Consider the following 13,449-nt stretch of genomic DNA (forward strand, 5'->3'; position numbering starts at 1 on the left):
TGAGCCCTAAGATGCCGACCACGCCATTTTATTCCATCGTGACAGCATTATTTTTCCCTGAAGAGGGCTGAATGCGAAACGTCCTGCGCCACTCCGCCGGACTCACCCCAAAGCGCGCCTTAAACTGCTGGCGCCAGGTCACCGCAGAGTTAAACCCCACCAGTTCGGCCACGCGTTCAACCGGCATGTTGCCGGCTTCAAGCAAGATCTGGCTGCGCCGCAGGCGCTCGGCGGTGAGCCAGTCGGCCACGGTCATGCCGGTGGCGTTGACAAAATGACGGGTCAGCGTGCGGCGACTCATGGAAACCACCGCCGCCAGCGAGTCCAGGCTGTGCGGTTTGGTAATGTGCTGCTGAAGATAGTCGATCAGGCCGTTAATCCGCGCGTCGCGGGTGTCCTTCGGCACCGGCTGGGCAATAAACTGCGCCTGTCCGCCTTCGCGGTGCGGCGGCACAATCATCCGGCGGGCGATCTGGTTGGCGACCACGCTGCCAAAGCGCTGGCGGATGATGTACAGACAGCAGTCCAGCGCGGCGGCGGTCCCGGCGGAGGTGATGATATTGTCGTCATCCACGTAGAGGGCGTTGATATCAAGCTGGACGCGCGGAAAAAGCGACTGGAAGTGATGTTCAAACTCCCAGTGGGTGGCCGCGCGCTTGCCGTCGAGAATGCCCGCTTACGCCAGCACAAACGACCCCAGACATAGCCCGACGATTTCCGCGCCGTTGTCTCTTGCCTGCACCAGGCTGTCGAGCAGCACCTGAGGCGGGCGTTCCAGCACGTGCTGCCAGTAAGGCACCACCACAATATCCGCCTGCGTAATGGCTGAAAAATCCTGCGTCGCGTTGAGGGCAAAGCCCTCTTTAGAGGTGAGAACGCCGGGTTTTTCGGCGCAGATCGTCACGTTAAAGCGCTTTTCGCCGGAGACCGCGTCGCCAAACAGAATGCAGGGAACGGAGTAGTGGAACGGGCTAAACCCGTCTACCGCGACAATCGCGACGTTGATAAGTGGCATCTGTCTCTCCTTCCCTTTTTGGTGCTCAGAATATAACGGTTTCGCCGTCCTGGGGAATGCTCACCGCATCACCGATCTGGTTCGCTTCCACGTATTCCCGCAGCGCGCGGCGGCTCAGCAGGCAGTGGTTAATGGCTTCCATGTGGACCGCCACAATTTTTGCCTGCGGCAGCAGGAAGTGAACGTTGAGCAGATCCTCTTCCCCCATAATGATGGGCCCGAAACCGATCACATGCGCGTATCCGGCATTAAGCACCACCACATCCGGCTGGTGTTTTTGCAGATCGGCCGCCACCGCATCACGCCAGACGGTATCGCCCGCGATGTAGAGCGTTTTCTCGTCGGGGTGGCGCAGAACTACACCGCAGGCTTCGCCCAGACGCTCTGCCAGCTCCGGCACCGCGTACGCACGATCGGTACCGTGCTGGCCGCCGTGGGTTTTCTCGATGCGGATATCACCGAAGGTGGTCTCGTCGGTCATGACTGTCAGGTTGTGAAAACCCTGGCTTCGCAGCAGCGCGGCATCACGATCGTTTTGCACATAGATCGGTTTGTCTTTGGCGATCAGTTCCACTGCCGCGCGATCCCAGTGATCGTCATGGGTATGGGTGACGATCACCGCATCGGCGTCCAGCAGCGTGCTGACGTCAACGGGCAGCTCGACCATCGGGTTACGGATGTGGGCCCGGGCCGTACCGGGGAAACCGGGGTAAGCGTCTTTTGCGGCCAGCATCGGGTCGATCAAAAAGCGTTTACCGGCATACGTGATCAACTGGGTGGCATTGCGAATATGGGTGATGTTCATGGGCTATTCTCCTGTGCGTGTGATAAGGAGAATAGCCCGCTACCCTGTTTTATCCTGTGGGCTAACGGGCAATGAACGATGAAATCGGGTCAATCGATAAACCGTTTACGCACCCGCTCCAGCGGCGCAATCAGCAGGTTGATGAGCGGCTTACGATCGATAACGATATCGGCGTTCACCGTCATCCCACCCATCAGCAGACGCTTTTTGTTGTCCGGATCGGTAAACCAGGAAGGCACCCGTACCTTGGCAAGATAGTAGTTCTGCCCCTCCTGCAGCGGGATAAGTGCCGAATGGGCATCAATATTCACCTCGTAGAAATCAGACAGGGTGGCCTCCACCGAGCCATACTTATCCACTGGCCAGGAGTCAAAGCGCAGCTTCACCTTATCCCCTTTCGCCACCCGGCCCACGCCCGTGGCTGGCACATAGAGGTACCCTTCCATCGACGCGGCGGTGTTTTTACGGATCACCACCACCACCTCGCTGTTTTGCGTAATGGCCCGACCCGGCGGGAAGTTGATCGCCACCACGTAGCCATCGGCAGGCGCCAGCATGGCCATCGTAGAGCTGCCCCGGCTGGAGAGGTTGCGGTCAATTTCGCTGATCCGGTTTTTCACGTACAACAGCTCCTGGCTCAGGGAGTCGATTTGCGACTGGGTGCTGTCGGTCAGGCTGGTTTTGCGCGCCTCCAGATCGAGGATACTGCTCTCCTCCAGCGTCAGGTTGAGCTGCGCGTTGAGCACGTCGTTGTGGCTTTTATCCAGATCGACCTTCGACACATACCCTTTCCCGGATATCGCTTTCCACGCCTCATAGGTATCGGTGCTGTTTTTGAGCAACGCACGCAGCTTTTTCACTTTGTCGCGGGACACCACAATCTGCCGGTCGGCAATATCCAACTGCTGCGCCAGGTTTTTCCGGTAGGTGGCAATAGAATCTTCAATGGTCTGCACGCGCTGCTCGCTGCGCTTTTTCTCCGCCTCCATCTGCTGGCGATCGAACTGCACCACCGAGCCCTGCTTGCCGCCGTAGTCCTGCGACACGGTAAAAAGCGGGTCGTTCTCTTTCACGTACTGGCCTGGACGTACGGCAAAATCAACGATGGTACCCGACTCTCGGGCACGCACTTCCACATCGCCCTGAGCCGGGATCAGCACGCCACGCGCCAGCGTGGTTTCCGAAAAGTTAAAGACGATCGAAAAGACCAGCAGACAGAGAAAAAAGGCGATAAACAGCGTTAACACGCCTTTCAGCCGCGGGGCGTTGATCTCGTAGCTCTTTGAAAAATGGTGCGGGATCAGCGCCCGACGTTGTCGGTTTCGGTTTCTTAATTTCACGACATGTCATCCATGATAAATCACTGAAAGATCGTCCCATGCACTCCAGAGCGTGGGGGTTTTACGCAACGCGTTCAGCGTGGCGGTGGCGGCCTGACGGTACTCCGCAGGGGCATAGGTCTGGCTCTCCAGCGCAAATTCCGCCGAGTGCAGCGAACAGCCGGGCAGCAGCGTACGGATCACGTATCCGTAGCGCGTTAAAAAGCGCGTCGACACGTCCGTTAACCACGCTTTCTGGTCGCCAGCCTGGGTCATGAACAGCGGCGCATCCGGGAGACGCTCATCCACCAGCAGCACGGTCACCAGCCGGTGCGGGGCGAAAAACGCCCCTGCCCGCCGCTCCTCGTGTGCCGCCATCAGCTTGTGCAGCGCGGGAAGGCGGGTAACAAACTGAAAGCGCACGTCGTCTGGCGCGGTGGCGAGCAGCGCATCCGCGATCAGGCCAAACCCGGCCCAGCGCATGCCCAGCAACAGGGTGCGGGGCTGAGAATAGAAATCCTGCTCGCGGGTAAATGCCGCCACCCGGGCGTGGAGATCGAAACGCACGTTGCGCCGCCACAGCGCGGGCGGGAAGATCTGCTCGACAAAATGAAAGCCGCTCATCTCCAGGGCGTTCTGGCGCAGAAAATCGGGCGGGACGTCAGCCTCCGGGCAGCGCATAAACTGGCTGTAGTTTTGCGTGATCCGGCTTGCGAGCAGCGTGCGTCCAGCCTGCCGGGCGCAAAGTCGGGCGTAGAGACGGGGCAGAAACATCATTGCTCACTCTCCCGCAGCGTGCCGTTTTCCATGGTGTAGAGCCGTCCGTGACAGCCCACCACCTCCGGCGAGTGGGTGACAAACACCAGACCAATCCCCAGACCACGCAGGTTCGCCAGCACCTTCTGCGCCGTGGTTTTATCGAGGTTTGCCGTCACTTCATCGCACAGCAGCAGCTTCGGCTGGCTGTACAGGGCGCGCGCCAGCACCAGACGCTGCATCTCACCGGCGGAGAAAAAGGTGTTTCCCGGCAACAACTCCGTTTCGTATCCGTGCGGCAGGCGCGCAACCACGTGGTCAATCTCCGCCAGCCGGCAGGCAGCAATCACCCGCTCCTTGTCCGGCGCGCTATCAAAGCAGGAGAGGTTATCCAGAATGGAGCCGGTAAAGAGAATATCGTCCGCATGCACGATGCGGATATGCTGGCGCAGAGAGGAGAGATCGCACTCGGTGATCGGGATCGCATTGATCCGCAAACTGCCCGATGTGGAGAGCAACATCCCGGAGATCAGACGCAGCAGCGTGGTTTTCCCGGAGCCGCTCTGGCCGACAATCACCGCCTCTTCGCCCTGCTTCAGCGTCATGTTGATGTGCTGCAGGGTCGCCTCGCGTCCCGGATAAGCAAAAGAGACATCCTCAAAGGCCAGACTGACGGGTGAAGTCACAATCTTCCGGCCAAACTGGCTGGCTTCAGAGGGGGCAAACAGCAGGTCGCCCACGCGATCCAGCGGCCCTTTGAGCGCATTTTTGTCCAGCAGCTTTTGCGCCACCTGCACCATCGCGTCGGAGAAGTAACGTTTGTAGCTGATGTAGGCGTAGAGCATCCCGATACTCATCTGCCCTTCCAGGATCAGCCACGCGCCAAAGCAGACCACCAGCAGCTGCTCGGCGTTGATCACCAGCAGCGAGGCAACATCAAAGCGGGCCAGCAGGCGCTCTTTGCGCATCAGCCCGGCGATGTGTTCGCGCTGGGATTTGTCCATCACCGCGTCCCGGGCCTGCTCCATGTTGTTGGCCTTCAGGGTGATGATCCCCTTCTGCGTCTCCACCAGCAGCGACTCATACTTTGCGGTGCGCTCGATGGAGTCGTCCACCGCGCGCTGGTAAGGCCCGATCAGCGAAAAGCGGATCAGGAAGAACACCCCCATCAGCAGCATCGTCAGCACGGCGATTTTCACGTTATACAGCAGCATAAACAGCAGGCTGGTGAAGGCGATCAGGCTGGAAAAGAGGATCTGCACATAGCCATTGCTGATGAACTCCGCGCAGGCATGGAGCGATTTCTCTATCGCCAGCACAATACCCGGCGGACGGCTGCGGAACCAGCTGGTCTGGGTGCGCAGCATATAGCGACGAACCGACTGGCTGAGGTCGTCATAGGCAATATTACGCATCAGGATCTCAAGCAGCTGCTTGAGGAACTTACCAATGACTTCAAAAATAAAGACGATAGCGAAAATGGCGGTAAGTAAGATCACCAGATCGTTGTCGTTGCGCGAGATGGCCTCATCCATGATCAGCTGCACGTAAGTGGGGCTGGCCAGCATGGTAATGAGGGTAAAAATCGAGAGCACAAACAGCAGCACCTGCCGCTGAAATAAGCTCGGGGATTTATTGGCCAGCCGCCCCAGCGTGAGCGTCTCGTCAGGGGATTTTTTGTCGAAGCGCGGCGTCGGCTTCAGCTCCAGCACGTAGCCGGAAAAGAGTTTTTGCGCCTCTTTGAGGCTGTAGCGTCGCACGCCGCTGGCCGGGTCGTGGACCGTTACGCTGCGCCCGTCAACCTTCACGATCACCACGAAGTGATTGCCGCGCCAGAAGGCGATGAGCGGCAGTTCGGCACTTTCAATTTCAGTGATTTCGCCCTTGAGCACCCGGCCCGTCATATTTTTATCGCTGGCGAGGGTCATGAGTTCCGCCATCGAGGTGCCCGCGTCGGCAGAGACGGTAAGCTCCCTGCGCAGCTGGCTGACGGAGACATGGTGTTCATAGTGCCCCAGCACCATCGCCAGGCAGGCCAGCCCGCATTCGGTAAATTCATGCTGGCGAATAACGGGTGTCTTACCCTTTTTTTTATACTGAAAAAGCGAAAACATAATTATCCGTGGCTGAAATAAAAAAATGGCCCGGCAAAGCGGGCCATAAGCATAGGTCGATAACTTATGCGCTGAAGAAGCCGCCGATGAAGCCGCCCACCAGGCCAAATACACCACCGATGGTGCCGCCCAGCGCGCCTAACATCTGGCTGCCTGCGTTATAGCCTGCGCTCGCACCCTGAAGGGCAGCAGCAAACGGATCCCAACCACCGATGATGGCCTGTGCTTTTTTGAAATCGATAACTTGCATGTTTGTCTTCCTGTTAATCTGAATTAGTTGTAGCTGCCAACCAGCGCACCCAGGAAGCCCATTGCGCCACCCAGAATTCCGCCAACCACGCCACCTACCATGCCCATGATGCTTGCACCGGTGTCATAACCCAGCTGTGCGCCTTTAACGAGGCCAGCGAATGGGTTTAATGCACCACCGATAATGTCTTTCGCTTCTACGAATGAAATCGCTTTCATTTTATTCTCCTGTAGTTGTAAATCTTCAGCTTGCGCCAAAGGATAATTTCCTTTTATGAAGGAAAGCGGTTGTTACGGGCAGCGTGTAAGCGGGATGATTTTATTTCCGTAAATAATCATCCGCTTTGCGGGCTGCGCGTAATTATCTATTTCCAGCCGTTGACCCGGTGGAAGATATTTTGAATCATTATATTGTGAGCTACATCCCTGAGAGGAAACATATTTAAACCAGGTATTCCCGGTATTACTCACCACCCCGTTACTAAACGTATAATCAAAATGTCTTGTCCATGGCCGGACAATTAAAATAGCCTCAAGCGAAACCACCACATCCGACTGAATGCGTTGGCCTTTGCTCATCACAACCTGCGCCTGGAGCGGCGTCTCGGTGAATTTAACGCGATAATAGCGCTCTTTACTGTCGTGCGGGCCGGTATAATAAAACTTAAAACCGGCCTGCTCGCCACTCTCCAGAGTTAACTGTTTCGGCGAGAACATCACCTCGCCATCTTTTATTTCAGTCTCTTTCCCGTGTTCTTTAGGGACGTCAACCTGAATAAGCGAAACAGTATAATTCTGTCGAACGCTGGTATCGTTTTTTATTGGCTGAAAAACAACTTCTTTTTCAGGTAGAAAATCAATATTTAGACTTTCAATAATTAAAGCATTTGCGCTTGCGGAAATGAAGCAATTTATTGCGAAAATAGCCAGGAATTTTCCAGTCATACACGTTTAATTCCAGGAAGCGCTGACATCAATTCGACCCTGAGCCGTCACTTCACCAAACCAGTTATTACCGTCATAGGTGGTTTTCGACACCGGATTATTCATCACAAACTGCAATACCAGCGGGGTTTTCCACAGCCACATGTCCGTCACGCCTGAGCTTATCTTGTCCCACTCTTCAGCATGGGTGGCGGGGGCAGGAATGGGCAGCACTTCACCTTTGCAGTTATGCGCCTTCAGCGTGTAGCTTTTGCCCAGCAGCACATTGCCGGGGATCGGCACCGTGAAGCCGTTGCCGCTAAAGGCGCAGTAGTCCACGCCGTTCAGGCTCTGCGTCGGCCCGGTGACCTTCACCGTGACCGCAATCGCGGCATCTTTTTGCGCGCCGCTGTAGGTAATGGTGTAGGGGATCTCTATCGGCCCCTCGCCAATTGTTCCTTTCCCGGAACCGCCCAGGCCGTTAGGATCGAGCGTGTAATCCGGGTTATCCGGGACGATAGCAAGCCCTGGCTGGATAGGGTTAATCACCAGCCCGCCCCCCGGCTGGAAGCAGAAATCCGCCGCCAGCGAGCTGTTGCCCGGTGTCAGGCACAGGCTGACGATATTGCCGATATTGCTGCCATCCCCGGCCTGCGCCACGCTCAAAATCAGCGCCTTCGGGAGAAAAATTTTGAGGTACGCCTTGCCGCCATTTTTTTGCGGCGCGGCGAGGAAGGTATTCGCCAGCACGCGGGTATCACTCAAAATACCCCCGGAGATGCTGTACCAGTTGCTCTCATCGAAGGTAATTTCCGCCGCCAGACCCGTTCCCCCGTTCATGTGCGACTGCAGTACGCCGTTCACACGGGAGGAGGTCAGCGCCAGCCCCGGGTTGTAGCCGGTGATATCTTCCCCGACAAAGGTATATTCCAGCAGTTCACAGAGTACGCCCGACACCGTATTGCGGGTGTACTTGGTACACGTCGCCCCGGTTGAACCATCCACAATGGTCACCTCGCCGCTGATCGGGTCAATGCCCAGATCCAGCGCCCGCGAATTGGTCATGGTCAACGTGCCGACCTTATGCAGCGTGTTGGTGGTGGTCACCTTGCTGATAGAGGAGATCTGCGGCGTGGAGGTGATCGTCACCTCGTTGCCGGGAGCGGCATTGAGCAGATAGTTAAAGAACGGATCCCCCAGAACCCAGCGGCCATAGGAGGTACCCGGCTCAATGACCGGCGGTTTCACCACCATCGAGGTGTCGGAATAGCTGGTCGTCGCGGTATAGCCCGTGGTGCCGCAGGTTGACGAGCACGCGGTCCCCTTAAAGAACGGCGAGGCGCTGGAGCCGGTGACGCTGAAGTTGATGGTCAGCGCGCTGCCCGCCGGGCCGTTAAAGCTGTTGTCCGGTATGTAGGTGGCAATCCCGTTGTTGGTTTTGGCACTCAGGGTGGGCCACTCCCGCGAGCCGTGTAAAAACGCGGTCGAGGTGCTGTTCAGACTGAACAGCGCCGCCGTGTTGCCCGTCCCGTTGTTGTCCGGGTTGTTGATGGCAAAATAGGGCATCTGCTGCGCCTGCGCCGCCGCGCTTAGCAGCAGCAGATTAAGAGCGAATATCTTTTTCATCGTCACGTCCCCGTGTTCCTTTTGCTTCCTGCCAGACGAAATCGCCCTTATCGCAGGAGATGTCCCCAAGCCACAGCGCGCCGCGGTTGGACGCAATATCCAGACGCACCTCACAGACGCTGTCGTCCGGTGTGGCAATGCTGAGCACCGGATTGTTCTTGTCCACGTCAATCACGAAGCGACCGTCGTTTTCGGTGCGGGTCAGCCCGACGTGGTTTTTGATTTGCGTGGCGCTCACCGGATTACCGTTGGCATCCACAAGGCGGCCAAACAGGGTGACGATTTTTTTCACCTGCGGCTTCATCACCACCGTGTTCCCCGGGTAAACCGTGATATGACGACGGGCATTTGCGCCAATGTCATAGCTTTCGGTGCCGGTTTCACTGTTCATCACTTCCAGGTCATAGGCCTGATAGGCCGGCAACGACAGCCAGGTTTTATCGCCCTTGATGCGCTCCGTGCGACCGTTGAGCTTCAGCGTGAGCGACTCGTCGGATTTAAGCCCGGTACTGACGATCACCCCTGCGCTATGGGTGCCTTTACCCGCCGCAACCGCCTCCTTCGACCAGCCCACGCTGCCGTCGCTGGTCAGCGTGGAGTTCCAGCCTTTGCTGGTGCCGCTCTGCACGCTCAGAATGTTGCTGTTCCACGGCGTGTCGAAGCTCACGCTGCCCCCGCCGCTCACGGTGCGATCCTGGTTGCTGCTGAAGGCACGTGAAACGTTGGCGGTAACCGACTTCAGGTAATCCCCTTCGAACTGGCGGCTGGCGCTGACGTTAAGCGCCGTGCCGGTATCGCGGTTATGAGAAACGCCCACGGAGACGGTGTTGCCCAGCGGGATGGAGAAATCGAGCATCACGTAGCGGTCTTTCTCTTCGTAGTAGCCTTCGTATTTATTGCGCGACATCCCCACCCGCAGGCGCGCCGTACCGTAACGACCGGCGTACAGCCCCTGGGAGTAGTCAATCTGGTAGCGTTTGTAGCGGTATACGTCATCTGTCTGCCGCATCAGGCTCAGGTTCCCGGCAGACGGCAGGCCAAACGACGGCAGACTGAACGACGCCCCCCACGTATTACCTTTGTTTTCATAGATATCGAGGAACTTACCGCTGGAGAGCTGCTCGTGGGAGTACCAGACCGAACCGATATTCCACGGCAGGCTGACGTTGGCCCCGTAGTTGGCGCGGTACGTTCCGTCGGAGGCGGCCATCGTCTGGGTATTCACCGAGAAATAGCCGGTCAGGTTCAGGGAGGCCCACAGTTCGCTGACCACGTGTTCGCGCATCATATAGCCGGACGCGTTCCAGTCGACCATCCCGCTGCGCTTGCTGAAGGAGGCCCCGACCAGCGACATGGTGTCTTTATGTTTGGTGTCGTAATCGTAGTAGTAGCTGTTGTCCTGCTCGTTTTTCCGTTTGGCGTACTTCTTATAGTTGACGACGGATTTGTCGCGGCTATAAATCCCGCCCCACGTCTGCCAGCGCAGCGATTCCGACACGTTGTTGGTGAAAGGTTTGTTCACCGTGTACATACTGCGCGACACGGTGCGGCTGCCGCTGACCACCTCGACTTCCACGCTGTAGATCCCGTAGGGCAGCGCGCTGGTGTCGATTTCGTGGTTACCCACGTCAAAGCGCTGAATGCCAACAAGCTGGCCGTCACGACGAATGCGGGCTTCCCCGGCGGTCGGGAAATAGACCACGATCGGCGTCAGGGAGAGGGTATTGTCCCGCTTACGCGAGTTGGCCTGGTTCCCCACGGAGACGCCGTACACTTCCCCGCCGGAGATACCGCTGACGCTGGCCAGAGACTGCATCGCCCAGCCGTTCAACATCCCGGCGGCGTAGCGCATGCCCTGATAGTCACGTTCCCACATCACCGCGTTCATCTGGGTGTCGCTGCTGTTTTCGTTGACGTAGCCCGAGCCATCGACCAGCAGGTGATCGACCCCCATCGAGATCCAGCTTTTGGCGTTGAGATAGCCGGAGGACCAGCTATCGCCGTAGCCGCTCTCGGTGTGATACGCACCGAGGTTATAGGAGAGCGTGCCGCTCAGGTCGTCCGATTCAGGGGCGTCGATATCCACCTCACGCGGACGAATATTCACCCCGTAATCGCGCTGAGAGAGGTTCAGCAACAGACGCATCTTTTTCTGATCCAGCTCGAACGCCGACCCGGCGCTCACCGGAATACGCATGTGGTCGTCAAACTGCTTGCCATTAATGCTTTGCAGTAACGTCCGCATCTCTTTCGACAGACGGATACCGTTGTCTGACTCCTGGACCTGGACATCGCGCAGCCCGAGCTGTCGGTCTTCTGCGTAGATCGTCACGTCGCCAATACGGACATATTCGCTCACATCACTTGCGCTGCCGCCCTTTTGCGTTGCATTCGGGCGGGTATTGACCAAATAAACGGGGATTTTGATCCCCTGCTCCAGCAGGGCATAGAGTGAGTCGGGAAAACGGTAATTAGCGATAACCACGGAGCTGGAGGCAGCATGCGCATACGCGGGCAAAAGGCCGGATGTGCACGCCATCATCACCGGCAACACTAATTTATTTTTCACCATGCATCCTTACTTAACAGGAATGAACTGTTTCAGGTCCCAAATTCCGAGATGAAAATGGTTGTCCGTAACGTTGATGTCGTCGATCGCGCGGGAGGTCCCCGGCATCAGGTAAAAGTTTTTGACGCACGGTGTAGTCGGCGATTCCGGGTTGGGCTTCAGGCATGTCCCGCTCGCGTTAACGCGAAACGCGGTATTGCCCTTATTGGTGATCTTTCCGGCCACGTAGACAAAATCGACATTCTTCTTCCGGGGCTGTACCACCAGAATGGTGCTCACCACCGCGCGGGTCATCCCTTTGCCATTCTTTTGCGAGCCGTTATCAAGATCTTCGCTGACCCCTTCATCAATGAAGGTAATGCGGTAGTAGCGCTCCCGGTCGTCGGCCTTACCGTGATAGTAAAATTTGACGATATTGCTGGTCCCGGCGGGCATGACCATGCGCGTAGGTGTCAGCAGCAGCTCGTCGATTTTCTCCGGATTAATCACCACGCCTTCATCCATCGGGCTGCTGATACGCTGGGCGCTGATGGAAATAATGCGCACGCTATCCGCTTCGTTTTTTAATTCCTTGGCGATGGAATCCGCATTGGCAGGAATAATGGTGGTGACTTTGCCAACATTAATCGCCAGCGCGGAGGAGGAGATAAATAATAAAGAGAAGAAGATGGGTTTAAGGCTAAACATGATATTTCCCTAAACAGGGGCTTACGCCCCTGTAACTGTCAGCTCTTAGCTCCAGGTTGCGCGGAACGCAACGGACACAGTACCTTCCCACAGGCTGTTGGTCAGGTCTTTGAACTCTTTCGCTGCACCGGTGCTGTCCTGTGCAGAATCGACGTAGAACACAAATTTGTCCTGGCCGGTCACTTCAGTATTCGCCGTCGCGCCTGCGCTGGTGGTCAGGTTCCACAGGCCAGAAGAGACGCCAGTGTTGTTTGAAGAGTCAACCAGGGTAGTCCATGCCGTTGATTTCGCACCCACTGTGCCACCGATGGAGCCCAGATCGGTCCCGCCAAAACGCGCGCCTACTTTCAGTTTGGTTGCTTCGCCGCCAACGCTGAACAGGGTGTTGTCAGAGTCATCAACGATTGCTTCCAGTTTGAAGTTGGTAGCAGAAGCGTGGTCACCACGAATAGCCACATCAAACAGACCGGTGTCGGTGTTAAACGCTTTGGTGCTTGCGCTATAAACGAAGTTCAGTGCACGCGTTGGCGTGACAACCAGATCGGAATCGCTGTCTTTCGTTGCAGAAGCCTGCCAGGTTGCAGAAGCGGTAGTTTCCGCTGCATTAACAGCGCTCAGGGCAGAAAGAGACAGCAGTGAGCCCAGAACGATAGCGTTCAGTTTATTCATTTATTTAGTCCTTCAAAAAAGAATCCAGATGTTTAAAAAAGGGAAGCCCCTTTTTCGGGGCGAAGTATAGTCACCCCAAAAATAACGAGGCAATACAGAAAATTTCATCCCCTTCACAGGAAAGGATGAAAAATAACAGAATGCTTTTGCATCTTGTTGTTACATAATGAATAAAATTGAGATTTTTAGACTAATAGACAAACATCTATTCTTGATGTTCTGCAGAATATCAGGATGTCGGCACAGCTACGCACATCATTATTGGCAAAACCAGCCCTTTAATTAGCCATGCATGACTTTTGAGCCGGGTGACATAAAAGAAGTCGATACTGTCCAGCAGCAGCTCATTAACTACGCCATCCGGTGCAACATCATCATCAGATTTGTGCACTTTTTTTCCTTTAATATAGTAAATATCACTGCCAGCAACTTTCTCTACATTCAGGACATAGTTGCGGTCAATCAAATAACGTTTGTCTCCGCGAATAAATACACCTTTATGGATCACGGTGACAATGTCGCTACTGTTAAACAGAAACAGCGTCGTTAACGACAGACCTGTCGACTCACCCGTTGAATAGGTTTTCCTGGAAACCGTGTCAGACTGACAACCAAATCCCTCTTCCTGGGTTCTTTGCGGATAAAACAGGACAATGGCGATAACAGAAATCAGCAGTACCACGCCCAAAAATAGGCTCAGGTTTCTCTTCGACATG

At 56.0% G+C, this 13,449-nt stretch carries 12 protein-coding genes and 1 pseudogene; all 13 read right to left on the reverse strand.

From position 1 onward, the window contains the following. Positions 1-28: 28 nt before the first annotated feature. A pseudogene (locus EKN38_RS18255) lies at positions 29-1,015 on the reverse strand (GlxA family transcriptional regulator). 25 nt (positions 1,016-1,040) lie between these two features. Next, positions 1,041-1,820 (reverse strand): MBL fold metallo-hydrolase, encoded by a 780-nt coding sequence (locus EKN38_RS18260; protein WP_014830096.1) that lies wholly within the window; start codon positions 1,818-1,820, stop codon positions 1,041-1,043. Positions 1,821-1,909: 89 nt separating this feature from the next. Beyond that, complete coding sequence (locus EKN38_RS18265; protein WP_014830095.1) at positions 1,910-3,160, reverse strand: HlyD family secretion protein; 1,251 nt, start codon at positions 3,158-3,160, stop codon at positions 1,910-1,912. A gap of 6 nt (positions 3,161-3,166) precedes the next feature. Continuing rightward, positions 3,167-3,916 (reverse strand): hypothetical protein, encoded by a 750-nt coding sequence (locus EKN38_RS18270; RefSeq protein WP_014830094.1) that lies wholly within the window; start codon positions 3,914-3,916, stop codon positions 3,167-3,169. Further along, on the reverse strand, positions 3,913-6,009 hold the full coding sequence (locus EKN38_RS18275; protein ID WP_014830093.1) for a peptidase domain-containing ABC transporter: 2,097 nt from the start codon (positions 6,007-6,009) through the stop codon (positions 3,913-3,915). The genes EKN38_RS18270 and EKN38_RS18275 overlap by 4 nt, the downstream gene beginning before the upstream one ends. 64 nt (positions 6,010-6,073) lie before the next feature. Next, positions 6,074-6,259, reverse strand: coding sequence for a hypothetical protein (locus EKN38_RS18280; protein ID WP_013094847.1), 186 nt, complete (start codon positions 6,257-6,259; stop codon positions 6,074-6,076). 23 nt (positions 6,260-6,282) lie between these two features. After that, the gene (locus tag EKN38_RS18285; RefSeq protein ID WP_013094846.1) at positions 6,283-6,477 is read right to left on the reverse strand and encodes a hypothetical protein; all 195 of its coding nucleotides are present in this window, start codon (positions 6,475-6,477) and stop codon (positions 6,283-6,285) included. Positions 6,478-6,549: 72 nt separating this feature from the next. Beyond that, a complete protein-coding gene (locus EKN38_RS18290) occupies positions 6,550-7,203 on the reverse strand; it encodes a hypothetical protein (RefSeq protein ID WP_014830092.1) in 654 nt (217 codons plus the stop codon). A 6-nt stretch (positions 7,204-7,209) separates the two neighbouring features. Next, complete coding sequence (locus EKN38_RS18295) at positions 7,210-8,808, reverse strand: hypothetical protein (RefSeq protein ID WP_014830091.1); 1,599 nt, start codon at positions 8,806-8,808, stop codon at positions 7,210-7,212. Further along, positions 8,786-11,380 (reverse strand): CS1-pili formation C-terminal domain-containing protein, encoded by a 2,595-nt coding sequence (locus EKN38_RS18300; RefSeq protein WP_014830090.1) that lies wholly within the window; start codon positions 11,378-11,380, stop codon positions 8,786-8,788. The genes EKN38_RS18295 and EKN38_RS18300 overlap by 23 nt, the downstream gene beginning before the upstream one ends. A gap of 6 nt (positions 11,381-11,386) precedes the next feature. Further along, complete coding sequence (locus tag EKN38_RS18305) at positions 11,387-12,064, reverse strand: fimbria/pilus periplasmic chaperone (protein ID WP_014830089.1); 678 nt, start codon at positions 12,062-12,064, stop codon at positions 11,387-11,389. A 45-nt stretch (positions 12,065-12,109) separates the two neighbouring features. Then, entirely contained in the window at positions 12,110-12,733 is a 624-nt protein-coding gene (locus EKN38_RS18310) for a common pilus major fimbrillin subunit EcpA (protein WP_014830088.1), read from the reverse strand. 229 nt (positions 12,734-12,962) lie between these two features. After that, entirely contained in the window at positions 12,963-13,448 is a 486-nt protein-coding gene (locus EKN38_RS18315) for a hypothetical protein (protein ID WP_014830087.1), read from the reverse strand. Position 13,449 lies beyond the last annotated feature (1 nt).

It is taken from the genome of Enterobacter sp. WCHEn045836 (assembly GCF_003965585.1).
Lineage (GTDB): Bacteria > Pseudomonadota > Gammaproteobacteria > Enterobacterales > Enterobacteriaceae > Enterobacter > Enterobacter dissolvens.